The organism is Flavobacterium branchiicola, assembly GCF_018383905.1.
Taxonomy (GTDB): domain Bacteria; phylum Bacteroidota; class Bacteroidia; order Flavobacteriales; family Flavobacteriaceae; genus Flavobacterium; species Flavobacterium branchiicola.
In genome coordinates this window covers 247,143-272,677 of the sequence record NZ_JAGYWA010000004.1, presented here as the reverse complement: position 1 = coordinate 272,677, position 25,535 = coordinate 247,143, and the positions used below count along the sequence as shown (strand labels likewise).

The 25,535-nt window shown below is 33.5% G+C and carries 21 protein-coding genes; 10 read left to right on the top strand and 11 right to left on the bottom strand.

Annotated elements, in window-relative coordinates; translation table 11 throughout:
• Window positions 1–19 precede the first annotated feature (19 nt).
• The 5 genes from KHA98_RS11265 to KHA98_RS11245 are packed head-to-tail and all read right to left on the bottom strand — an operon-like array spanning window position 20 to window position 5,871.
• The gene (locus KHA98_RS11265) at window positions 20–1,087 is read right to left on the bottom strand and encodes an AI-2E family transporter (RefSeq protein WP_213258030.1); all 1,068 of its coding nucleotides are present in this window, start codon (window positions 1,085–1,087) and stop codon (window positions 20–22) included.
• Between the two features lie 44 nt (window positions 1,088–1,131).
• Window positions 1,132–1,830, bottom strand: a complete 699-nt coding sequence (locus KHA98_RS11260; RefSeq protein WP_213258029.1) for an ion channel — start codon at window positions 1,828–1,830, stop codon at window positions 1,132–1,134.
• A gap of 55 nt (window positions 1,831–1,885) precedes the next feature.
• A complete protein-coding gene (locus tag KHA98_RS11255; protein ID WP_213258028.1) occupies window positions 1,886–3,454 on the bottom strand; it encodes an efflux MFS transporter permease in 1,569 nt (522 codons plus the stop codon).
• 3 nt (window positions 3,455–3,457) lie between these two features.
• A complete protein-coding gene (locus KHA98_RS11250) occupies window positions 3,458–4,519 on the bottom strand; it encodes an HlyD family secretion protein (RefSeq protein WP_213258027.1) in 1,062 nt (353 codons plus the stop codon).
• 11 nt (window positions 4,520–4,530) lie between these two features.
• Complete coding sequence (locus KHA98_RS11245) at window positions 4,531–5,871, bottom strand: TolC family protein (RefSeq protein ID WP_213258026.1); 1,341 nt, start codon at window positions 5,869–5,871, stop codon at window positions 4,531–4,533.
• A gap of 477 nt (window positions 5,872–6,348) precedes the next feature.
• Here KHA98_RS11245 and KHA98_RS11240 point away from each other — a divergent pair, with 477 nt between their 5' ends.
• A complete protein-coding gene (locus KHA98_RS11240; RefSeq protein ID WP_213258025.1) occupies window positions 6,349–7,965 on the top strand; it encodes a L,D-transpeptidase family protein in 1,617 nt (538 codons plus the stop codon).
• A 57-nt stretch (window positions 7,966–8,022) separates the two neighbouring features.
• Here the strand turns inward: KHA98_RS11240 and KHA98_RS11235 are convergent, their stop codons facing one another.
• Window positions 8,023–9,009: a hypothetical protein gene (locus tag KHA98_RS11235; RefSeq protein ID WP_213258024.1), complete on the bottom strand. Its 987-nt coding sequence runs from the start codon at window positions 9,007–9,009 to the stop codon at window positions 8,023–8,025.
• Between the two features lie 382 nt (window positions 9,010–9,391).
• On the opposite strand from KHA98_RS11235, the gene KHA98_RS11230 reads away from it, so the two are divergent.
• The 7 genes from KHA98_RS11230 (at window position 9,392) to KHA98_RS11200 (ending at window position 15,477) form a co-directional block, all read left to right on the top strand.
• Window positions 9,392–9,577: a hypothetical protein gene (locus tag KHA98_RS11230; protein WP_213258023.1), complete on the top strand. Its 186-nt coding sequence runs from the start codon at window positions 9,392–9,394 to the stop codon at window positions 9,575–9,577.
• 55 nt (window positions 9,578–9,632) lie between these two features.
• Window positions 9,633–11,330 carry a tetratricopeptide repeat-containing sensor histidine kinase gene (locus tag KHA98_RS11225; RefSeq protein WP_213258022.1) on the top strand — a complete coding sequence of 566 codons (1,698 nt, stop codon included), beginning with the start codon at window positions 9,633–9,635 and terminating at the stop codon, window positions 11,328–11,330.
• 6 nt (window positions 11,331–11,336) lie between these two features.
• Window positions 11,337–12,005: a response regulator gene (locus KHA98_RS11220; protein ID WP_213258021.1), complete on the top strand. Its 669-nt coding sequence runs from the start codon at window positions 11,337–11,339 to the stop codon at window positions 12,003–12,005.
• A gap of 139 nt (window positions 12,006–12,144) precedes the next feature.
• Complete coding sequence (locus KHA98_RS11215) at window positions 12,145–13,200, top strand: type I restriction endonuclease (protein WP_213258020.1); 1,056 nt, start codon at window positions 12,145–12,147, stop codon at window positions 13,198–13,200.
• Between the two features lie 87 nt (window positions 13,201–13,287).
• Window positions 13,288–13,698 (top strand): hypothetical protein, encoded by a 411-nt coding sequence (locus KHA98_RS11210; protein ID WP_213258019.1) that lies wholly within the window; start codon window positions 13,288–13,290, stop codon window positions 13,696–13,698.
• A gap of 9 nt (window positions 13,699–13,707) precedes the next feature.
• Window positions 13,708–13,917, top strand: coding sequence for a hypothetical protein (locus tag KHA98_RS11205; RefSeq protein WP_213258018.1), 210 nt, complete (start codon window positions 13,708–13,710; stop codon window positions 13,915–13,917).
• A gap of 207 nt (window positions 13,918–14,124) precedes the next feature.
• Window positions 14,125–15,477, top strand: coding sequence for a GH1 family beta-glucosidase (locus KHA98_RS11200; RefSeq protein WP_213258017.1), 1,353 nt, complete (start codon window positions 14,125–14,127; stop codon window positions 15,475–15,477).
• 351 nt (window positions 15,478–15,828) lie between these two features.
• Here the strand turns inward: KHA98_RS11200 and KHA98_RS11195 are convergent, their stop codons facing one another.
• On the bottom strand, window positions 15,829–16,188 hold the full coding sequence (locus KHA98_RS11195; protein WP_213258016.1) for a hypothetical protein: 360 nt from the start codon (window positions 16,186–16,188) through the stop codon (window positions 15,829–15,831).
• A 330-nt stretch (window positions 16,189–16,518) separates the two neighbouring features.
• On the bottom strand, window positions 16,519–17,142 hold the full coding sequence (locus KHA98_RS11190) for a hypothetical protein (RefSeq protein ID WP_213258015.1): 624 nt from the start codon (window positions 17,140–17,142) through the stop codon (window positions 16,519–16,521).
• 541 nt (window positions 17,143–17,683) lie between these two features.
• Between KHA98_RS11190 and KHA98_RS11185 the strand changes: the two genes are divergently transcribed.
• Together KHA98_RS11185 and KHA98_RS11180 are read left to right on the top strand one after the other, a co-directional pair.
• Entirely contained in the window at window positions 17,684–17,872 is a 189-nt protein-coding gene (locus KHA98_RS11185; RefSeq protein ID WP_213258014.1) for a hypothetical protein, read from the top strand.
• Between the two features lie 54 nt (window positions 17,873–17,926).
• A complete protein-coding gene (locus tag KHA98_RS11180; RefSeq protein WP_213258013.1) occupies window positions 17,927–19,636 on the top strand; it encodes a tetratricopeptide repeat-containing sensor histidine kinase in 1,710 nt (569 codons plus the stop codon).
• Between the two features lie 135 nt (window positions 19,637–19,771).
• On the opposite strand, the gene KHA98_RS11175 is transcribed toward KHA98_RS11180, so the two are convergent.
• From KHA98_RS11175 to KHA98_RS11165, 3 genes are read right to left on the bottom strand one after another with little or no spacing between them, the layout of a single operon-like run.
• Window positions 19,772–21,211 (bottom strand): TolC family protein, encoded by a 1,440-nt coding sequence (locus tag KHA98_RS11175; protein ID WP_213258012.1) that lies wholly within the window; start codon window positions 21,209–21,211, stop codon window positions 19,772–19,774.
• A complete protein-coding gene (locus KHA98_RS11170; protein ID WP_213258011.1) occupies window positions 21,204–24,371 on the bottom strand; it encodes an efflux RND transporter permease subunit in 3,168 nt (1,055 codons plus the stop codon). The genes KHA98_RS11175 and KHA98_RS11170 overlap by 8 nt, the downstream gene beginning before the upstream one ends.
• A gap of 33 nt (window positions 24,372–24,404) precedes the next feature.
• Complete coding sequence (locus tag KHA98_RS11165; protein ID WP_213258010.1) at window positions 24,405–25,487, bottom strand: efflux RND transporter periplasmic adaptor subunit; 1,083 nt, start codon at window positions 25,485–25,487, stop codon at window positions 24,405–24,407.
• Between the last annotated feature and the right edge of the window lie 48 nt (window positions 25,488–25,535).

The window sequence follows — 25,535 nt, the reverse complement described above, 5'->3', positions numbered from 1 at the left end:
TTACCAATCAGTTAGTACTTTATAAACTACTTTCAGCGGGCTGGTCATCCAGCCAGGCAATAAATAATTTGTAACCGATAGAAAATACTATTGGCCCGACAAACAAACCGATAAATCCTGACATTATAAAACCGCCAATTACACCCAGAAAAATAATCAGCATGGGTACCAAAGCGCCTTTTCCTAATAAAAGTGGTTTTAAAACATTATCAGAAAGTCCGCTCACGATAAAGAATATCGTCCAGAAAATAGCGTGACCTGAATCTCCCAAAGAAAAAAGATAAATAATCACCCCAATATTTATAATGATTGGACCAATTTGCAAAATGGAGAAAATAAGACAAATCAGCGTTAACAATCCGGCATAAGGAATGTCTGCCATATATAAACCAACTGCCTGAATAATAGTCTGAATAACCGCTACGCCAAGAATTCCTTTTACCACCTGATGAATCGTTGAAACGGTAATTACTTCAATTTCTTCGGCTTTGTTTCCTGCTATTTTTTTAAGCAGTTTTATAACCATATTCCTTGCATCAGTTGAAACTAATAAAATTCCGGCAATAATTACAGAAAGAATAAATTGCAGAAAAGCCATTCCGGAACTTAGTACACTCTCCATCACTTTTTTTGACATTTCTTTTATTTGTACATCGTACTTAACCATTCCTTTTTGCAAATCAGAAGACAGTAAATGCAAAAACTCGTAGAGCGGTTTTCCTATAATTGGCCAGTCTTTTATACTTTCACCCGGCGGTGCAATTTTAAGTGTTCCGGCATCAAAACTGTTTTTTAATTCTAAAAAATTACTAATTGCTGAACTCAAAAAATAAATAACAGGTAAAATCATCAGGGCAACTATTGTAACTGTAATAAGTACAGATGCCAGAGATTTTCTTCCTTTTAATTTTCCCTGAAGGAAATTAAAAAAGGGATAAAAAATCACTGCCAGTATTATTGCCCACAGTATTGGCATGAAAAAAGGCAGCAGCAGCATTAAACAAAAACCCACAATAAGCAAAACAAAAACCAATTGTAAAATAGTGCCAAAGAGTTCTTTTCGTTTGGTAAGATTAGAATTTTCCATTTTTATTCTTTTTAATTAGATATATAATTCGATTTGTTTGTTTCTTAAGAATTTAGCTTTTTATCTCTGGAAAAAGTCGCATCAGCCACCAATCTTCCGATTAAAACTACAGGGTATAAAACGCCCGTTAAAACTTCTAACTGAACCAGTGATCTTGCCAAAGGATGAAGCGGTAATATTTCTCCAAATCCCGTAGAAGTAATTGTGATATAACTGAAATATAAAAAATTAGCCTGCTTACTGTTCATTTCAAATTTGATATCGGGCATTTGAAACGCTCCGTCGATATGATTGAAAATAAACAGATACATAATGCTCCAAAGATTTACCAACAACATATAAACTACAATCGAACCCACAATTCGATGCTTGTTTACCGGACCGGGTTCCAGAACTTTGGCTAAAACCAATACAATCAAAAGAAATATAGAAAGTACAGACAGGCAAAAATCTATTGTTAGAATAAAATCATCTTTCTTAAAAAAGCTGATTAATTCGAACAAAATAAATAAGAACGGAATAACTGAAATGCGGAGCGCCTGTTTTTTATCTTTTGCCAGAGAAACAATTCCTGCGAGCAGAAATAACATCCAAAAAACACTTAGAATTACCATAAACGACAGGTAACTTCCAAATAAAGGAATTGCAATAAAATGCATGCTAAAAAGCAAAAGCAACATCCAGCTCATACCACTTTCTCTGGTCCAGAAACGATAGAAAAACCGATCATTTTTTAATTCCATACTTCTAACTCTATTTTAAATTAAAAAGAATTCAAATACCTTATACCTCAACTTTTTAAACCGGTATTGGTTCTACCTCTACTCTGCCAATTGGTCTGCGCCAAAGTCTAAACAACAGAATGATAAATACGGGCAGAAAACAAATTGCTGCCATTACCAGATATATATCTTTATACGCCAGCAAAACAGAAGCCTGAGCCGTTTGATTGGACAAACTTTTTTCTGCTTTTTTCTGCGCTTCAGCCTCAGATAATCCCATGTATAAAAATTTATTTTTAGTACTTGTTAATTGTTTTTGAGCTTCCTGATTCAAACCTGAAAGCTGCTGACTAAGTCCTGTTTTATGTTGTACGTTCAGATTTGAAATGTAGGTTCCTAAAATGGCGCTCCCGAGTAAGGATGCGATAACTGCCTGCGCAATAATTCCGCTCATCATGCGCGATCCGCTTAGTTTTGGCGGAACTCCTTCTGAAATATATAATAGCGAAATCGGAAAAAGAAAACCTGTTCCTAATCCTTTAAAAATAAGCGGCAGAAAGAAATCGGTTGTATCGATTCCGGGATAAAACCTAAAAAACAGAATGAAGTGATATAATCCAAAACAGGCAAAACCAGTAATAAAAATGGTAGCCAGATAAATTCGTTTGTATAACAGATATGTTGATAATGGCATGGCAATCGAAATACCAATTAGCAAGGCAAGATGTGTTTGTGAACTGGTTACAGAATCAAATCCGAGAACGTTATCCATATATCCTTTCACTACAGTTCCAGTCCCGTTCATTACACCAATATAAAACATCACAAAAGCACCAATCACTACATTTTTATGACGATAAACAGCAGGATCAATTATAGGATCTTCGGTATAACGAACATGGAGCAAATAAATTCCTGCCAACAGAAACAGAAAAGCACAGGCCAATTGTACTTGCGGATCGCTTAACCAATTACGACTTTGACCTTCTGCACACAGAAAAAGAATCACCATAAAAAATAAAATCATGATTAGCCAGCCTCTCCAGTCAAACTGAAACTTTCCTTTCATGGGCGCAACATCGGCTTTATAGAAATACCACGCCAAAATAATTCCGATAAGAAAATTAATATTGAGAAAGTAAATTCCGAAAGTCCAATTGTAAAAACTGGTAAAATGTGCGCCTAAAAATTGATACACATGCTGACTTCCTTTCTGGATAAACTGAAGAATTCCGTACAGCAAAGCCATATTAAAAACCGGATTGTACTTTAATAAGATAGGAATCATTGAAGCAAAAATTCCAACGACAGAAACCACTGCTAATAAAGATCTGAAAAAAGTAAACCACTCGATCGATGTTACAAACAATGTCGCGGTATTAAATATTATAGATAAAAAACTGGCCGATAAAATAAGTGTTCGCACCGGAATTTGTTTCCCTAGTTTTAATCCTAAAGGCAAAAAAGCCAGCATGGCAAAAATAGGAATGTATAACGAATAGGTAAATGCCGTTGTTGATTCTCCAAAATGTCCCAAAATCTGCGAGTTATCATAAGAGGTTACGTTGATACCATTAAAAAAAGGAATTGTAAGGACATATAATCCTATAAGGGTAAACAGACTTCCTTTTTTTCCTGCGATCATCTTTTATTTTTTTACATCAACAGTTACATTCATTCCCGGTTTTACTTCTTCTAAATCTTTAGCGGAAGCTTCAAATTCAATTTTTACGGGAATTCTTTGGGTTATTTTCACAAAATTCCCTGTTGAATTATCCGGTTCTACCATCGAAAACTTCGCGCCCGTTGCAGGTGAAAAATCGACTACTTTTCCTTTAAATTCTTTTCCGTCAAGGGCATCAATTGTTATAACAACTTGTTGTCCTTGTTTTATTCGTTCAATCTGAGTTTCTTTAAAATTAGCTGAAACCCATATTTTTTGATTTAAAACAATAGTCGCCACGATCTGATTTGCATTAACTAATTCGCCTATTGACAAATTACGTTCTCCTACAAAACCATTTGTTGGCGCTATAATACTGGTATACGAAAACTGCAGTTTTGCCGCATCGAGGTCGGCCTTTTTTCGGTTAACAGTAGCTCGTGCCGATTCCAGATTTATATTGCTTTGTTTAGTTATCGAAGTACTGGCTTCCAATTCTTTTTGTCCGGCTTTGAGATAAGCTTCATCAGAATGCATTTTTGAAACTACCTGATCGTACTGATTACGCGTTACGGCCGAGTCTGCATACATATTTTTAAATCGCTGATAATCTTTTTCTGCCTTTTGTAAATTGGCCAGATCTCCCGCCAGTTTTGCTTTGCTCGCTGCCTGATTCGAGATCGAAGTAATTATAGTTTGTTCCAGCGAATGAAGACTTCCTTCGGCTACAGCCAAATCGGCCTCGGCCTGTTTTACTTTTATGGCATATTCTGCATCATCTAGAATAACCAACGTATCTCCTTCATGAACAAGCTGATTGGCCTCAAACCTAATTTCTTTAATATGCCCCGTTGCTCTGGCAGTTACATTATTCATATAAGCCTCAACCTGTGCATTATTGGTCGATTCATGATTATTGAAATCAAAAAACAAGCTTAAAATCCAGAAAGCTCCTGCGATTAAAAAAATAAAAGACAGTACGGTTAAAACTGTATTTCTTTTTTTATCCGATTTCTGAATTTCACCTGGCGTAGTTTCTTCGCTCATATTACTTTTATTTAGAGTTTGCCCATTGCATACTGCAAAGAATAATATTGAATTATTAAATCTAAATTGGCATTGACCAATGATATTTTTGAATTGTTTAACTGAAGCTCAGCATCAACCATATCACTGATTAAAGCAAAATCATTATCGTAACGACTTTTGACAATCTTGTAATTACTGAGTGACAATTCCACATCTTTTTGATAGGTTGTAATATTTTTTTTGCTCTCAGCAAATCGTATAAAAGCGGTTTTTACTTCGCGGTCAATCTGATCTTTTGTAGCATCTAAGGCAATACTATTTTTATCTATTTGAAACTTATCTGCTTTAATACGGTGTTTTATATTGTAAAAACTGGAAACATCCCAATTTAAAGAAAGTCCCGCTGCCCAAAAATTAACAATATTAAGGTAACTTGGCCATTGCGCCGGATATTCAGAATTTAGTATAAGGCTCGCATTTATATTGGGTTTAAATCCACTTTTGGTAAGACTTAAAGAAGACTCTGATAATTTGACATTTAATTCGGCTCTTTTTATTTCCATTCGGTTTTGAAAAGCTTCCGATAGACTTTGCTGTAAATCAACATCGGCTGTCGGAATCATGCTTTCGTTGACTTCAGGTTTCAAAATTGTATTCGTTGGAAGCCCAATTAATATATCCAGATAATTACTAAAAAGCTCGACATTATTGGTACTTCTAAAAACCGAAACTTTAAAATTAGATTGCTGTAATTCCGTTCTCAACAAATCACTTTTCAGATTTTGTCCGTTTGCCACTCTGGACTTTAACTGACTTATACGGAGATCGGTATTAATGATATTTTGTTTGGTAACTTCGATCTGACGGTATAATTTTTCGAGCGTAAAATAATACTCGGCTATAGCATTTTTAACTTCGGCTTCGGTCATTTTAACTACCGTTTCCTGCATTTGAGAAATCAGTTTTTGTTGGTCGATTTTATCATTTATCGCTCCGCCGGCATAAATCGGCACAGAGGAAACAATGTTGGCAAATCCCTGATGATTGTAATAATCAACCTCAACTCTGTTTTCATAAAATCCCTCATATAAAACAGGATTTCCGATATAGTTGTATCCGGCATTTAAACCTATTCTGGGAACTTTTGCTATTTTGGCCTGATCAACATTTTCATTGGCAATGGCAACATCTACATTTGCCATTTTTAGTCTTCTGTTATTCTGAATTCCTAATGACGTTGCTTCTTCAAGTGTTATGCTTCTTGCTTCTTTTCCATTTTCCAGCTGTGCAAAACCAATAGCAGGTCCAAGAATGACCAAACTCAAAATGATACATCTAAATTGCTTTTTCTTCGCTAAAAAATAATTCATTGGCATTTAATTATTTTTATTTAAACAACTGGATATGCGGCATTAACAGCTTTCGGCGAAAGCCTGAAAAAAATCTTTTTAACAATCAAAAGGACTTTTACTTCAAATTAAAAGTATTGTTAAAAAATATGTTAAACTAAGTTAATATAAATGTAGCAAATATTTTATTACACTTGATTAAATTATTCATATCGAACAAATTAAAATTATACGCAGCAAAACCAAACAAAGAAAATCGAAATTTTTCTTTTAAAAAATTACCAAAAAGCAGTTTTTTTTCATTTTAACTTTTTAATCTAAAAAAACTAAAAATTGCTGCCATTTTCACCTCATAAAAAAATAAAATATTAAGATATTTTTTATAAATTTGGGTGATATTTAGAAAACCTACTTTAAAATATCAGCCTGCCCCCAAGTCATTTTTTATATTTCGTTTTGTATTTTTTTCTAAGATTTAGTAACGTAAAACATAAAAAAATGAAAAACTTTACCCGAGCAGCAATTCTTTTGCTGAGCCTTTTTTTTGTTACCACTTTTACCTATTCCAACAATGATCTAAAAAAAGCGATTAGCTATTTAGACAAAGAACTTCCTGTAAATTATGGCGGCCCTGCAATCGACAATGCAGCACTAGTTGCTTTTTTTAAAAAATATTCTGATTTAAAACCGTATCAAAATGATGTTGCCACGCTTTATAAAGACAAAGGCTATAAATCTATTTGGTACGATGGAGATGATATAACGGAGTTCGCCTATCTCTTGTATAATAAACTCAATGCAAGTTATCAGGAAGGGGTCGAAATTAAAATTCCCTATAAGAAAAAATATGATATTATTTTTAATGAAGAAGGAACAGAAAAAGTTTCGCAATCTGATACTGAATTTTTATTGAGTTCGATGTACATTCTATATGCAAAAAATGTATTTGAGGGAATGAGTGCCGAAGGACAGAAAAAAATCGAATGGTACTTACCTAAGAAAAAAATATCTTACGAATCTTTATTAGACTCCATTTTTACGAATCCTGAATTACTGGATAAAAACAAAAATGCATTGTTTAGCCAATATTATAAACTTCAGGATGCTTTAAAAAAATATCTTGCCATTCAGAAAACTAATGGCTGGAAAACCATTACAATGGATATTCCGTTCAAAGATTTAAGACCGGATGATACTTCTGCAACAATTGGACAGGTTAGGGAACGTCTTGCCTTGATTGGTGATTTGGCTAAAGATTCTAAAAGTAATTTTTACGATCAGGAATTAATGGATGGTGTAATGAAATACAAATTACGCCATGCTCTAACACCAAATTATATTATTGCAAAAGAGCATATCGATCAAATGAATGAACCGATTACAGATCGTATTAAAACACTGATGCTTAATATGGAACGTTGCCGATGGATTCCTCCGCAGTTAGAAAAACAGAGCGAATATGTGATGGTCAATATTCCGTCTTTTATGCTTTATTTTGTTAGGAATGGAAATTTCGATATTGTATCAAAAGTTTTTATTGGTACGCCATTAACCAAAACAACCATTTTTAGCGGACAAATAGACCGAATCGTTTTTAGTCCGTACTGGACGGTTCCGCAAAGTATTGTTGATAATGAGCTAAAGCTTAAAATGGCGGAAGATAAAAATTATCTGGCAGATCATAATATGGAAATGAGCAAAGGAAGAGTTCGCCAAAAACCAGGTCCTGACAATGCTTTAGGTTTAGTAAAATTTATGTTCCCAAATCCAAATGATATCTATATGCATGATTCACCTTCTAAAACACTTTTTGGCTTTGAGAAACGTATTTTTAGTCACGGTTGTATAAATGTTGAGAAAGCAAAAGATCTTGCCATTTCTATGCTAAAAGATTATCCGGAATGGACGACTGAAAAAATTAATGAGGCTATGGGCGGTGTAAAAGAATTACCGTTTATGCTTCCTAAAAAAGTGCCTATCTATATTGGTTATTTTACCGCCTGGGTAACCCGCGACGGTGAAATTAATTTTTATGCTGATGTTTATAACAGAGACACGAGATTAAACAGTATTTTATTTCCTCAGGATACCAGTTATAAATCTGATCAGGAATAACAGAATAATCAACTTCTTAAAACCTCCAAAATATATTTTTTGGAGGTTTTTTATTTTCTATTCACACTTAAGGCCTTTTCCATAGACATATTTACCTAAAATATATTCTGTAACAGGTTTAAGTGAATTACCGCTTTCAGGATGTCTGCCATGACTATTAAAAAAATCAATGCCATTTGCTGTTTTGGCATACCAAATAATTGCTGTTCCGTTTTTATCAAAATAAGTTGTGGTATCACAAGCATTTACTTTCTGCAGGTTCACAAGGCTTTTGTCCAGAATTTCTATATGAGCTGCTGTTCCTATGCCTTCAATTTTTAAATCGCAATCTACTTTTTCATAATGATCTCCAGTCCATTGCATGCATTGGTTTTGCGTTGATACGTAATATACTAAAAGGCACAATAAGAATAAACCACCTGCAATTGCAAAATATCTTGATTTGGTTGATGGTGGTTTGGGTGGTTTTGGTTTCTCCCCAATATCAACAAGTGATTGTATTGTTGTTGGCTTTAGTACTATTTTCTCAGGTTCTACCAGTTCAGGTTCTTCATCAGGAAAACTTGCAAATGAATCCATAATACTTTCAGGTTTCTTTTCTTCTATAGCTTCATTAGCTAAAACTTCTTTTTCAGGAAGATTGTTTCTAAGTTTATTTAACATTTTTACATCTTCTGCATCATGTTGTTTTTTAAACTCTTTAAAAGGTCTTGGCTGAAGGTCTACCAATATTGCCGCTAATTGAATAGTGTCTTCGGCTGGTTTGTCAGTTCTACCTAAAAAAAACCTCTTAACTGCTTCTAATTTATTCAGCTCATCATCTCCAAACAAGTTTTTTTTATCCTTATCGAATGGAAAATCAAAAAAAGATTGAAAAGCAATTAAGTCATCTTTACTATTATTTGCATCAAATCTTTTTACACACAAATTTCTAAGATTTGCTGATGTAGGAGAATTCAAATTATTTGAATAATCTCCATTTTTTTCCTCTTCATATTTTGCTTTAATAGCATTTTTATAATCTTCAAAAGTATAGTTTGACATACGCTTTTTGACTTTTTAAAACTTTTTCTAATGTACTTTTCTCGACTTTTTGCGACTTTTTGTGACCTTCTAAAACTTACACTGACTTTAAAAAAAATCATTCGACTTTCCTGACTTTCTGAACGATACAGGCTTAAAACGGTTGTTACTTTGCCTCAACAAAACCAGTTATCGTTTTGATCTGCAGGTCAAAAACAAATGTACAAAACTGGTTCTATTAAAAAGTGCGGAAAACCGTAAAACGGAGTTTATTCCGGGAAGTATAAATAAAATTTTATAGTTCTACGCACTTCACTTCCCAAACAAAATTGGTGTTGCCTTAACAAGATTCAGAATAGTTCTGAACAGCAATACCATGTTCAACTTTTAAATCATAAAAAAAATGAAAACATTATATTTATTGGGAGCGTGTGTCCTATTGTCAACTACTTTATTTTCTTGTACTGCTGATGAATTAGAAACTCCTGCAACTAAAACAGAGATAAAAAAAGAACCTATTCCGGCGAACACTACGCAGGCAACTGGTCCGGAAGATGATATAATTGTTATTCCGCCACCAAAAAAATAACAAATAAAAAGAAATAATATTCTTTAAATTCTTACATTCGGGGAAAGTACCATTTATGATACGGTCCCCGTTTTTTTATATTTTTATTTTACTATTTGTTTTTTCCTGCAAAGAAAAAACAAAAACCAATGGCAATAATAACCAAATAAAAGAACAAGGGCTCGTTCTGAGAGATAAAGCAATTGCACAACTTGAAGCAAAAAACTATAATAATGCATTTTATTATTTCAATAAGTCTAAAATCACCTATGAGAAAATAAAAGACAGTGCAAATATTATTTTCAATCTCGCGCAAATGGCATCTATTCAACAAATCAATGGTGATTATTACGGAAGCAAAGAAACCCTTACTGAGGCTCTTCCTTATGTAAAGAAAAAAGATATTTACAGTGCTGCAATTAATAATTTATACGGAATTGCCGATAAAGAACTTTTTATCTACGACAGCGCCATTCATTATTATAATGAAGCTTTAAAAGACTCTAATGATGATGTTGCAAAATTATCTCCACTAAATAATATTGCTGTACTCTACACGCTTCAAAAAAAATACGATAAAGCAATTGCTATTTTAGAATCTGTCCTTACTCAAAAAGAAATCTCTAAAAAAAGCAGAAATCGGGTTTTGGATAATCTTGGATTTGCTTATTTCAAAAAAGGACAAAATGAAAAAGGCTTAGCTCTAATGAATGAAAGCCTTACTAATAGAAAACAATCAGGCGATTCGTATGGAAGTATTGCCAGCAATCTGCATTTAGCCGAATATTATGCAGATAAAAATTCTCAAAAGTCAAATCAATATGCCTTAGAAGCGTATCAAACTTCTACAGAACTGCGTAGTATAGACGAACGATTGGATGCTTTATCCTTTCTTATTACAAATAAATCAGGAGCCGGAAACCCTGAATATGCTCAAAAGTTTGTTTTTCTTAATGATAGTATCATCAAAATCCGAAACAACTTTAAAAATAAATTTGCCAAAATCAAATACGATTCTAAAAAGGAAAAAGAGGAAAACCAGAAATTACGATTGCAAAAAGCTGAAAATGAAGCTGCGCTTCAACAATCTGAAAATGAAAAGATTTTATTTCTTTCCGGATTTATAATTCTTGGCTTAGTTCTGTTTTTTGTAAGTAAAAACCATGAAAACAAAAAAAGAATTATAAAATTAGAAACGGCTTACGATACCGAAACCAGAATTGCCAAAGATATTCATGATGAACTGGCAAATGATGTTTTTAACAGCATCACTTTTGCGCAGACGCAATCACTCACAAATACAGATGTGAAAGAAAATTTAATTCAAAAATTAAATCATATTTATACCCGCGTTAGAGGAGTTTCTAGAGAAAATAGTGAAATTGACACCAAAGCAAATTATTCTATTAACTTAAAAGAAATGCTCTCAACTTATAATAGCGAAAACACAAACGTTATTATAAATGGTATCGAAAAAGTAAACTGGGATGTAATTGACGATATTAAAAAAGTGGCTATTTATAGAGTTTTACAAGAATTAATGGTCAACATGAAAAAACACAGTGACGCACCTCTAGTTGTTGTAAAGTTTGAAAGCAACGGAAAAACGGCTTTTATTGACTATACGGATAACGGAAAAGGCTGCGAAAAATCAAAAATTATAAAAAATGGTTTGCAAAATATGGAAAACCGTATTTTGGCCATAAAAGGAACTATTACTTTTGACACTGAACCCAACAAAGGTTTCAAAGTAAAAATATCCATGCCTAAATAATTTTCTATGTTCAAAAAAGTACTAATTGCAGAAGATCTTGATGCGATCAATTTAGGAATTCAACAAGTTCTTAAAGATTTAGATATTGTAGATTTCCAACATTCAAAATATTGTGACGAAGCATTTTTAAAAATACGTGCAGCAATTAATCAAAAAGAACCTTATGATTTGTTAATCAGTGATCTTTCGTTTAAAGCAGATCATCGCGAAATAAAAATTGCCAATGGCGACGAACTGGTTCAGAAAGTGCGCGAAATTCAGCCTGATATTAAAATTCTGGCTTATTCTGTTGAAGATAAAAGTTACCGTATTAAATCGCTTTTTGAGAATGCCGATATTGACGCCTTTGTCATAAAAGGTTTAAATAGTATTGAGGAACTAAAAAAAGCAATTCATTTAATCTCAGCTTCTGATGAAAAGTTTATTTCAATGGAAGTGGCATCGGCTTTAAAGGAAAAAAACAACTATGAAATTGACGATATTGATATTAAAATTCTAAAGTTATTAGCTGACGGAACTTCACAAGATGACATTATCGATATTTTTAAAAGCACTGATATAAAACCCAATAGTAAAAGCGCCATAGAAAAAAGATTGTCTAAACTAAAAGACTTTTTTAAAGCCAACAATACCGTTCATTTGGTAGCCATTGCTAAAGATATGGGAATCGTTTAAAATTTGCTTTCACTACTATTACAAGCTCCTTCGGGGCTTTTTTTATTTCTGAAATTTAATTTTGATGGATTATGGATTTCCGTAAAATACTGGTTTTGATTGGGTTTACTTTTGGATTATAATTTCAAATCAATTACCCATGGAAATCAACATTCAACTCAAATCATTAGCAGACAAAATAAATCAGCTAAAAAGTAAAATTGAAACCGAGGAATCTACAAAACATGCTTTTATTTTGCCGTTTATTCACATTCTTGGATATGATGCTTTTAATCCGCTTGAAGTAGTTCCCGAATTTACAGCTGATCTTGGCTTAAAAAAAGGAGAAAAAGTAGATTACGCAATCTTTCAGGATGGAGAGCCAATAATGATTGTAGAATGTAAAAGCTGGAAAGAAAAACTGACAGTTCATAATTCGCAGTTATTCCGTTATTTTCATGTAACAAAAACAAGATTTGCTCTTTTAACTAACGGAATTACCTATCAGTTTTTTACTGATTTGGACGATCAGAATAAAATGGACGAAAAGCCTTTTTTGGAATTTGACATTTGCAATCTTAAAGAAAATACAATCAACGAAATTGCAAAATTTCACAAAGCCAATTTTGATGTTAATAACATTGTAAACAATGCTAGTTCCCTAAAATATATTAAAGAAATTAAAAAATTGATTAAAGCCGAATTAGAAGAGCCTTCTACCGATTTTACAAAATTGTTTGCCAATAAAATTTATACAGGCAGATTGACTGAAAAAGTGGTTGATGAGTTTAAAGATTTAGTTCAGAAATCAGTAAATCAATTTATCAATGATAAAATTAATGATCGTTTAAATGCTGCTCTGACAAAGGAAACTATTAAACAACAAGATCAGGAAATAACAGTAGATGAAGATGATACTAAAATCAATACAACTGAAGAAGAACTTGATGCTTATCGTATTGTAGTTGCGATTTTACGTCGAAAATTGCCAACAAACAGAATTGTCTATCGCGACACACAATCTTATTTTGGAATTCTTCTGGATGACAACAATCGTAAACCTTTATCAAGACTTCATTTAAATGGCAGCAAAAAATACATTAGCCTTTTTAATGACAATAAAAATGAATCGAAAATTGCGATTTCATCTATTGATGATATTTATCAATATGAAAAAGAATTATTAGAAACCGCAGCTCTTTACGAAACTGATTAAAATCAAGTATAAGTACGCATTTCAAGGAAAATAATTCTAGCTAGATTTATTCCGACTTTCTAACCAAAACCATAATTCACATTGCCTATGCAAAAAAACTACTTTACCTTAATTTTATTACTGTTTTTATTCTCCTGCAAAAGAGTTACTACACCGCAGCCGCAGCAAGTAAGTACATTCTACAAAGCGGCAGTTACAGTAGATGATCGAAAAACTATTACGCCAGAAGAAGCCAAAACCTATCATCTCGATAAAAAATATCACTATGAGTACAGAACAGGAAATCCGGGGCATTATGAGTATAATTATGACGTAAAAGGAATCAATACCAAAGGCGATTCGGTTTTTGGGAATATCAATGTTCAGGATAAACTTGGTGCCGGTGTATTAATTAGCGATAGTCTCCCAGATATTGAAATTAAAACAGAATGGATCTCCTACGGAAAACTAAAAGCGATTGATAGTAATGGGAATGAATACAGTTTAATTGTTAAATAAGTCTTTTCAATGAAATACACTTTGCTTCTTTTATTTGTTTTATTAACTTCTTTTCGGCCTCCTGAATCAAATGTATTTATTTGCGGACCATCTGGAGCAAAAAAATACCATTACAATGAAAATTGTCGTGGATTAAGTGCCTGTCGACACGAAGTGGTAAAAACATCCCTAAAACAAGCACAAGGTTACGGTCTCACGCTTTGCGGATGGGAAGATTAAAAAGCATGTTTAAATCTTATTTAATCATTTGATAATAATCACTTTACAATTAATTCACATTAGTTTTATTAATTTGAATAAAACTAAAAGTTATGAAATTCTTTAATCTAAATTTCCTGGTTTCATTCAAAGAGTGGCTTTTTTTAAGAGCAATGCAATCTTCTTTCCTACATTAATAAATCATATTATAAAGGAAAGTATACCTGAATGAATAAAATTGAAAAGTCATTTCTGAACAAAAACCAATTTGGCGAAGATTTCTTGTGGGGTGTTTCTACCGCCGCTTTCCAAATTGAAGGTGCACATGATGCGGATGGAAAAGGTTCTTCTATCTGGGATGTTTTTACAGCCCAAAAAGGAAAAATCAAAAATGGACATCACGCTATAACTGCTTGCGATTTCTACAATTCTTACCAAACCGATATCGATCTCATTCGGGAATTAAATATTCCTAATTTTCGATTTTCAATCAGCTGGACCAGAATTATGCCAACTGGCGTTCATCCTGTAAATCAGGCGGGAATTGATTATTATAATAAAATCATCGATTCTTTACTGGCGCAAGGTATTGAACCCTGGGTTACGCTTTATCATTGGGATTTACCACATGCTCTTGAAGAAAAAGGCGGCTGGACCAATCGGGAATCGGTTTCCTGGTTTTCAGAATACGTAGCCGTTTGTGTGAAACATTTTGGTGATCGTGTAAAAAACTGGATGGTGATTAATGAACCTTCTGTTTTTACCGGAGCCGGATATTTTTTAGGTATTCACGCTCCGGGGAAAAAAGGCATCACAAATTACCTAAAAGCCATGCATCATGTTACTTTGGCAACGGTTGCAGGCGCAAAAAAAATTAAAGAAAATATCCCAAATGCTAATATAGGAACTACTTTTTCCTGCACTCATATTGAACCTTTCTCTCAAAGTCAAAAAGATATCGAAGCTGCAAAACGCGTTGATACTTTACTGAACAGAACTTTTATAGAACCGCTTTTAGGACTTGGTTATCCGCAGGGAGATTTGCCGGTTTTAAAAAAATTAAACAATTACATTTTACAAGACGACCTCAACAATCTGTCTTTCGATTTTGATTTTATCGGACTACAATGTTATACCAGAGAAGTTGTAAAATCTTCTATACTGATTCCCTACATTGGTGCTGAATTAATTAGTGCCGAAAAAAGAAATGTTATTTCTACTGAAATGGGCTGGGAAGTTTATCCTCCAGCTTTATATCATATTCTAAAAAGATTTAACAGCTACGAAGGCATCCGAAAAATTATAATTACCGAAAATGGTGCTGCCTTTCCTGATACCATAAAAAACGGAAAAGTGCATGACATTCAGCGTACTCACTTTATTCAGGATCATTTGGAACAGATTTTAAAAGCCAAAGAAGAAGGTCTGAATGTCGATGGCTACTTTGTCTGGAGTTTAACCGATAACTTCGAATGGGCTGAAGGTTACAACGCAAGATTCGGCTTAATTCACGTTGATTTTGAAACACAGAAAAGAACCATCAAAAATTCCGGATTATGGTTTAAGGATTTCTTATCTTAAATGTTTAACCGCAAAGTTCGCAAAGGTTAGAGCAAAACTTTTCGATTACTATTTTGCCACAGATTACTAGGATTAAAAGGATTTTAAATCTGTATTGCATTCCGATAGCTATCGGGAGCAAAGATTAATGCAAAATATTTTAATATAGCCCAAGGTTTCAATCTTGGGAACTCATATTGTGGAAAATCTTTGTGAACCCAAGGTTGAAACCTTGGGCTACGTTTTATATAGCGTTCGCAAGTTTTTTTTAGACAAAGCTTTGCGAACTTTGCGTTTATATGCGCAACTTAAGTTAAAAAATCCTGGCGCTCTTTGCGGTTAAGCTGACCTTTTGAAATCGTAGAATCCTTACTATTTAAACTTGTAATTCTGCTTTAAGATTCCAATATTTATTTTGCCATTACTATTTAAGTGAGTGATTACTCTAATATATTTTTCCTCAGGATATTTTACTTCAAAACTAAAAGTAGTATCTTTTGCTTTAACCTGAAGCAGATGTTCTCCTTCACCAGATGTCGAAAGATCTGCCGTTTCATAAGTTGGCAATCCTTCAGTTGCTTTTAAGTTAATTTCCTGTACTTTCTCTTTATCCAAAAATATTTCGAGTTTTAGGTTATCCAGTTTCATATCTGTTGGCTGTTCATAAGCAACAACATATTTTTTACAACCGAAAACACATAAAACAATTAATAACAGGAGAAGCTTTTTCATAAGATATTTTTAATATTTTATAAATATATAAAATTACTACAATTGAGTTGCAGGAAAAACAAGTTTTAGTACTTCCAAAATTATTTTTAACAACAACAAAAAAACGCCAAAAAAAAACGATTATTTCAGTAAAAAAAACGCTATTTTACTGATATTTACTAGGTTTAACGGATTTTTTTTCTTATCTTTATTATCTAAATAACAGTAAATATATGCCGAAAAACAAACTTTTTAAACGCCTAAATTACACTTCAAAAAATCATTCTTTTTACTGCTTCCTGCATTTTCTATTTCAAAATGCTATTTTATTTCATTTCGAAATTTTTCCTTTTAATCTCTTTTCTGCACAAAATACAAACATGCTGATGACACCAGAGCAACTGCTCCAACTGCAATCGTAATTATTTTGCGAGGATATATTTTCTGAGCCAATTTTTTAGAAAATAGTTCCTTAAAATTCAAAAAAAGACTTCCCTTTTTGGGAACCTCTTTTGACTCTTCATTTTCATTATTCACCAAAACTTTTTTCTCTATGCCTGCATTTTCAGCTTTTACTTCTTTGCCGACACTTTCAATTTGTTTTGCTTCTTCAATTCTGCATTTTTCATTAAACTTTTTAAAAGGCCGAGGCTGAAAATCAACCATAACTGCTGCAAGATTGATCGCATCGATATTGGATGGATCTGTTTCGCTTTTAAAGAAAGTCTCAATAGGTCTGAATTTATCTTTCTGTTCCTTAAACTTATTCTTTTTGGAATGATCGAAATCTAAGCAGAATAAATTTTTAAATACATTCAGATCATCTTGCGTTGGGGTGCTTTCGAAAATTAACCAACATAAATCTCGGAGTTTCCCTCGTGAAGGGCTATTTAAGTAATCGAAGTACTCGCCTTCTTTTTCGATCTCGTATTTAATCTTTATTCCTTTTTTGTACTCTTCTAATGTATTATTCATTTAGTATTTTTTAGAAACATCTTTCGACGCTGCATTTTTATTATTCACCAAAATATTTTTTCTATGCCTTTACTTTCGTCTTCTACTCTTTTTTACTTCAAATCTATACTATTTCTATATTTTTTTATAGTTCACAACCAACTTTTGTCGAATTTTTTGCATCTATTATTATAGAGATTTGTTTAGAATTAAATAACATTTAATAGAAAATCAGGCTTTGTAAATTCCTTTTATTGGGAATTCGTGGGAATCTCGGGAAAACGCGGGAATTCCGGGAATCCCTTATCAACAAAGGCGTAAAAGCTTCTTTTCTTTGCATAAGAAATTAGTTCAGGTTTTGTCTGCAGACTAAAACAAAAATATAAAACTAGTTCTAATTATCATTGTGGAAAACCGTAAGACCGGGTTTATTCGGGAAGTATAAATTACGCCTTACAGTTCTACACAAGTTACTTCCCAAAATCAATTTGGTATTGTCTTAACCAAAATCTGGATCATCCCGGACAGCAATACCTATGTCTAATTTCTAAATTAAATTAAAATGAAAAAACTAATACTTTTTATCGCTTTTGCGCTAATATTCACGATATTTTCTTGTACTCCTGATGAGTATGAGACTCAACCTAAAACGAAAATTGAAAAGGCAAAAACGCCTTTGCAAGCAGGTACTGATAATCCTGATGGTCCTGGTGATTCTGGTACGGGAGCAAACCCTCCAAAAAAGCCTTAATAAATATCTGATTTATTATCTATTAATTACTATTTTCGGGGAAAGTAAATTTATATGTTACGATCCCCGTTTTTCTATTTTGTTATACTACTTTTTCTTTTTTCCTGTAAGGAAAAAAAAACTCTTAATATTCACACAGAATCTATACAAAAAGAGGCACTTCGTTTACGAGATAAAGCAATTAAAAATTATGAAAAACAAAACTTTAATACCTCATTTTACGAGTTTAATAAATCCAAACAACTTTATGAAACTTTAAAAGACAGCGCTAACATTGGATATATCCTTATTCAAATAGCTTGTATTCAACAAGTCAATGGAGATTATTATGGTAGCAAAGAAACAATGACCGAGGCATTACCTTACACTAAGAAAGATATAACTTATATCGCTGCTATAAATAATAGATTAGGCATTGCTGATAAAGAACTTTCTCTTTATGATGATGCCATATTTTACTATAAAAAAGCTGCTAATGAATTAATAGATCCTATTGAAAAACAAGGCCCTTTAAACAATATTGCAGCTGTTTATATTCAACAAAGAAAATATGATAAAGCAATTACTCTTTTAAAATCTTTACTGACCAAAAAAACTTTAAAAGATAAAGCTCAAGCTACTAGAGAATCTATAATTATAGATAACTTAGGTTACGCTTATTTTAAGAAGGGAATGGACGAAAAAGGATTCCATTTAATGACTGAAGCGCTCCAACTAAGAAATGAAATTACGGACACTTATGGAAGCATTGAAAGTTATCTGCATCTTGCGGATTATTATTCTAAAAAAGATGTTCTGAAATCAGATCAAAATGCCCTCGAAGCTTACAATACGGCCACAAAACTAAATAGTGTCGACGAAAGACTGGAAGCGCTCCAAATTTTAATTTCTAATGATAATAGCTCTAATACCCCTAAATATACACAACACTATTTTAGAATAAACGACAGTATTATAAAAGTTAGAAATAACTTTAAAAATAAATCTGCTAAAATTAAATACGATGCTAAAAAGGAAAAAGATGAAAACGAAAAACTTCGTTTAGAAAAAGCAGAAAACCTTTTATCGTTACAAAAAGCAAAATATCTGCGAATTGTATTTGTAATTGTTTTTATCTTTTTGGTGATTCTAATCGCCATTTTAATCCGTTATTATAAAAATAAAAATAAGGCTATAGAATTTAAAAGTTCGTATGATACTGAAACCCGAATTGCCAAAAAATTACACGATGAACTTGCAAATGATGTATTTCAGGTAATTGCTTTTGCTGAATCTCAGCCATTATCTAAAGAAAACACCAAAGAGAATCTTCTGCAAAAATTAGATGATATCTACGGACGTGTAAGAGGAATTTCCAGAGAGAATAACAAAGTTGACATTGGCTTACATTTTACTAAAAGCTTAAAAGAAATGCTTTCAGCCTACAATACGGCCGACAGAAATATTATGACCACTAATTTAGAAAGTATAAACTGGGAAATTATCGATGATATAAAAAAGATTACAATTGGCCGGGTTTTACAAGAATTAATGGTGAATATGAAGAAACACAGTAAGGCAAATCTTGTTGTAATAAAATTTGAAACAGATCAAAAATCAATCTTCATAAACTATACAGATAACGGTGTAGGGTGCAAAAAAACAGAGATTTCAAAAAACGGTCTTCAAAATATAGAAAACCGTATTCAGGTCGTTAAAGGAACTATTGAATTTGAAACAGAACCTGACAATGGTTTTAAAGCAAAAATCGTTATCCCTAAATAAACAAAAGCCTTTCAGATCTATATTGAAAGGCTTTTGTTTTTTAATAAAATATATTCACTTAAAAGCCATAAAAAAACCTTCCAGAATTTCACTTCTGGAAGGTCTTCCCTACTAATAACTAATTAAATTGGCATTCTACTTCCAACCTCCGCCTAAGTCTCTGTAAACATGAACTGCAGCGTTGAGTTGTTCTTTTTTAGTATCGATCAATTCTAATTTCGATTCTAATGCATCACGTTGTGTCATTAAAACTTCAAAATAATCTACTCTAGCCGATTTAAATAAATCGTTAGAGACGTCAATTGATTTGTTTAATGCATCAACTTGTTGTGATTTCAGATCATAACCTTTTTGCAGGTTATCGATCTTAGAAAGCTGATTAGATACTTCTAAATAAGCGTTTAAAATAGTTTTATCGTAATTGTATAATGCCTGAAGTTGTCTTGCATTTGCACTCGCAAACTCGGCTTTTATAGCATTTCTGTTAATTAATGGCGCAGCAAGATCTCCCGCTAACGAATACAAAAGTGATTCCGGAAACGTAAACAAATAAGATGGTTTGAATGCCTGAACTCCAAATGCCGCAGAAATATCAAGTGACGGATAAAACTCGGCACGGGCTACTTTTACATCAAGTTTGGCTGCGATTAATTGTAATTCTGCTTGTTTAACATCTGGACGATTCATTAACATTTGAGACGGAATACCTGCACTTACTGAAGCTGGCAACAAAGTCAAAAAGTTGCTGTTTGTTCTTTTAATTTCCTGCGGATAACGTCCTAACAAGAAATTAATTTTATTCTCTGCTTCTTTAATTTGCTGCAAAATATCAAACTCCATACTTTTTGAAGTCAGAACCTCAGCCTGAAATTTCTGTACTCCAAGTTCTGTAGCTCTCGCCGCCTGCTTTTGAATTTTTACAATTTCCAAAGCGTTACTTTGCAACGTAATTGTTTGTTTTACAATATCCAGCTGACTGTCTAAAGCCAATAACTCGTAATAAGAATCGGCAATTTCGGCGATAAGATTTGTTACTACAAAGTTTTTTCCTTCAACTGTTGCTAAATATCTGTTTAAAGCAGCTTTTTTAGAATTGCGCAGTTTTTTCCAGATATCTACTTCCCAGTTAGCATAAGCCGCAATAGTAAAATCTCCAAGCGGATCAGGTGTTTCTACTCCGGGTTTAATTTCAGTAGTGGCATCACCAGCCCCCTGGCTGGTATACCTTCCTACTTTTTCTACTCCAGCTCCGGCACGAATACCAACTTGAGGTAATAAAAGCCCTTTACGAACTCTAACGTCATTCTTTGCGATTTCGATTTCCTGCAGCGTCATGTTTAACTCCTGATTGTTTTTCAGGGCTACATCAATCAAATCGACAAGGTTTTGATCCTTAAAGAAACTTCTCCATTGTAAAGTTGATGTATTTGTTGTGTCCTGAGTGGCAGTAGCACCAAATGATTCAGGAACTGGCGCACTTGCGGTTGCAGTCTCTGCAACAGGAGCTTTACAGCTCGCTACTACAAGACACAATCCTAATGCAACGCCATATTGATATGTTTTGAATTTATACATGATTGTTGTCAATTTCTTCAGTTAATGGGTTTTCTTCTTCATGTTTAACCAATTTGTGTTTCTCTGCAATTCTTGCGAATATGTAATACAATCCCGGAATTAAAAATACCCCACAAATAGTTCCTATAAGCATACCTCCTGCCGCAGCAGTACCAATTGTTCTGTTACCAATTTTACCAGGACCAGTTGCAAACGCAAGCGGAAGCAAACCGGCAATAAACGCAAATGAAGTCATCAAGATAGGACGAAACCTCGCTTTTGCTCCTTCCATTGCAGCTTCAAGTACTGATTTTCCTGCTGCATGTCTCTGAATCGCAAACTCTACAATCAGTACCGCATTTTTACCTAGTAAACCAATAAGCATTACCATAGCAACCTGAGCGTAGATATTGTTCTCTAATCCTGTAAATTTCAATAAAAGAAATGCTCCAAAAATACCTGCTGGTAAAGAAAGAATAACTGATAATGGTAAAATAAAACTCTCATATTGAGCTGCTAATACCAGGTAAACGAATCCTAAACAGATTAAGAATACCCAAATAGCCTGATTACCCTGAGCCACCTCATCGGCAGAAATACCAGCCCAGTCAATATCATATCCTCTTGGTAGTTTTTTCTCTGCAACTTGCTGAATTACTTTAATGGCAGTACCAGAACTATAACCCGCAGCCGGAGAACCACTAATTTGTGTAGAAGTGTACATATTATGACGAGTAATTTCCGAAAGTCCGTATACTTTTTCTAATTTCATAAAAGCAGAATAAGGTACCATTTCATCGCGATCATTTTTTACATACAATTTCAGGATATCATCTGGCTGCGCACGATATTCCGGTGAAGCCTGAACAATTACTTTATAGTTGATTCCGAATTTAATAAAACTGATTTCGTAGTTACTACCCACAAGAGTTGACAAAGTATTCATCGCATTTTCGATAGAAACACCTTTTTGTTGCGCCAAATCATTATCGACTTTCATCATGTATTGAGGGAAACTCGAGCTATAAAAACTGAATACATTTGATAATTCCGGTTGTTTGTTCAATTCTGCAACAAAATCGTTATTTACCTTCTCCATTCTTTTATAATCTCCAGAACCTGTCTTGTCCAGCAAACGAAGTTCAAATCCTCCGGCAGCACCATATCCAGGTACAGCTGGCGGTTGGAAGAATTCGATATTTGCACCAGCAATATCTTTACACTTTTCTTCCATTTGCTTCATGATCTCAACAACAGATTCTTTTCTGTCGCTCCAGTCCTTCAGGTTGACCAAACAAGTTCCTGAGTTAGCACCAGTACCTTCAGACAGAATTTCATATCCTGCTAACGAAGAAACTGATTTTACTCCATCTATTTCTTCAGCAATTTTTTGAACGCGCTCTGCAATATTATTTGTTCGCTCTAATGATGAACCCGGAGGGGTCTGAATAACAGCATAAAACATTCCCTGATCCTCATTTGGAATAAATCCGGAAGGAACTGAACTACTAATGATCCATGTTCCGATACAAAAACCAATTAAAGCAACAAATGTCACTACTCGTCTATCAACAATTTTTGCTAATACATTTTGGTATTTGCCTTGTGCTAAATTGAATTTTTCATTAAAAGCATCAATAAATCTGTTTGCAGGAGTTTTCTTTTTAGGTTGTCCGTGATTATTTTTCAACATCATTGCACAAAGTGCCGGTGTCAATGTTAATGCCACAATACCAGAAAGGATAATCGCAGTTGCCATAGTAACCGAGAACTGTCTGTAAAACACTCCAACAGGACCAGACATAAAGGCAACCGGAATAAATACTGCCGCCATCAGGAAGGTAATCGCTACAATTGCCCCTGCAATTTCATGCATCGCTTTTTTCGTTGCTTTAAATGGAGACAAATGCTCCTCTTCCATCTTGGCGTGAACGGCTTCAATAACCACAATCGCATCATCGACGACGACTCCAATTGCCAATACTAAAGCAAATAATGTAATTAAGTTTAACGAAATATCGAAAAATGTCATGAACACAAAAGTTCCAATCAACGATACTGGTACCGCAATTGCAGGAATAACAGTTGATCTCCAGTCACCAAGGAAAAGAAATACTACTAAACCAACCAGAATAAAGGCTTCCACCAAAGTGTGAATTACTTTTTCTATAGAAGCATCAAGGAATTTAGAAACGTCATAAGAGATTTCATAATCCATTCCTTTTGGAAATTTTTGTTTGATTTTTTCCAATTTTGCTTTTACCTCTTCAATAACCTGATTTGCGTTACTTCCAAAAGATTGTTTTAATACAATAGCTGCAGATGGTCTACCATTCAAGTTAGAATAGATATCATACATCGAACTTCCAAATTCAACCTTTGCAATATCTTTCAAACGTAAAAGCTCACCATTTCCATTCGATTTCACCACAATATTCTCATATTGTTCTTTTGTTGTAAAACGTCCTGAATATTTCAATACATATTCAAATGCCTGAGAACGTTTACCGGAACTTTCTCCCGTTTTACCTGGAGAAGCCTCCAAACTCTGACTTGATAATGCTTCCATTACCTCATCGGCAGAAATTTTATAAGCTAACATACGGTCTGGTTTCAACCAGATACGCATTGCGTACTCACGTGTTCCTAAGATATCTCCCGAACCAATACCATTTACCCTTTTTAATTCTGAAAGTACGTTGATATCGGCATAGTTGTACAAGAACTTCATATCGGTATTTTTGTCTGTACTGTAAAGATTCACGTACATCAACATACTTGGTACTTCTCTTGTAATTTTAATACCTTCTCTAATTACTAACGGAGGAAGTTTATTTGTTACCGAAGCAACACGATTCTGAACGTTAATTGCCGCCTGATTAGGATCTGTTCCTAAGTTAAATACAACTTTTATCGTAGCCTCACCATCATTTCCGGCATCAGAAGCCATATATTTCATTCCGGGAACACCATTTAAGGCTCTTTCTAACGGAATAACAACGGCCTTGATCATCAATTCACCATTAGATCCCGGGTAATCTGCAGTAATATTTACCATCGGTGGTGAAATCGTCGGGAACTGAGTAATAGGTAAGCTCAATACCGACAGAATTCCTAAAAAGACAATGATCAGCGATATTACTATCGACAGAACTGGTCTTTGTATAAATTTATTAAACATTTTTATATTTTTTTAATGATTAAACCAGCTAATCTATTCTGCTTTTACGCGTAAATGTTTCATTACCTCCTGAGGTGCCTGGTATTCATATTTAATTTTGTCGTTTTCTTTTACTTTTTGAACGCCTTCTAGTAAAATCTTATCATTTTCAGAAAGACCACTTTTAATAACGTATAAGTCAGGAACTTCACCTGTAATTGTAATTTCTCTGGAAGTCACTTTATTGTTCTTGTCTACAACAAAAACATATTTTTTATCCTGAATTTCGTAAGTCGCTTTTTGCGGAATTACAATAGCGTTTTTAAGAGGCAGATACATTTGAACTTGTCCTGTTTCACCATTTCTAAGTAATTTTTCAGAGTTAGGGAATCTTGCTCTAAAAGCGATATTTCCTGTTTCGTTGTTAAACTCACTCTCAATTACTTCAACATTTCCTTTATGCTTAAATGTATCTCCATTCGCCAAAACCAAATTAACTTTAGTCTCTGCACGATCCTGAACATCAGTTTGATACTGAAGATATTCCGGCTCAGTAACATTGAAATAAGCAAACATCTGACTGTTGTCTGAAAGACTGGTCAATAATTCGCCTTCATCGATAAGACTTCCAAGTTTTAAAGGAATACGGTCAATTGTTCCGTCAAACGGAGCTCTGATTTCTGTAAATGATAAGTGTAATTTTGCTAATGAAACCTCAGCTTTTGCTGATTGCAGTTTTGCCTGAGCAACACTAAGTTCGTTTTTTGAAACGATATTTTTATCTGCTAAAAGTTTAGCGTTTTGAAGTTCAATTTCAACTGATTTTTGTTCAGCCTGTGCTTTAAGCAATTCAGCCTGATACATGTTTGGCATAATTTTGAACAACAATTGTCCAGCTTTAACAAACTGACCTTCATCAACATAAATGTTTTGTAAAAACCCTTTTTCCTGGGCACGGATTTCAATATTTCTCACAGATTTAATCTGTGAAACATATTCTTTGGTAAACGAAGTGTCAATTTTTACCGGATTTGTTACCGTAAATGTTTCCACTTCTTCTTTTTCTTCTTTTTTAGTTGTACAACTAGTAAGGCACACAAAGGCAATTAAGCCTGTGAACAAGATAATTCTTTTCATGATTGAGTTTGGAAATTAAGCGATTGAATGCTTGGAATACAGTGATTC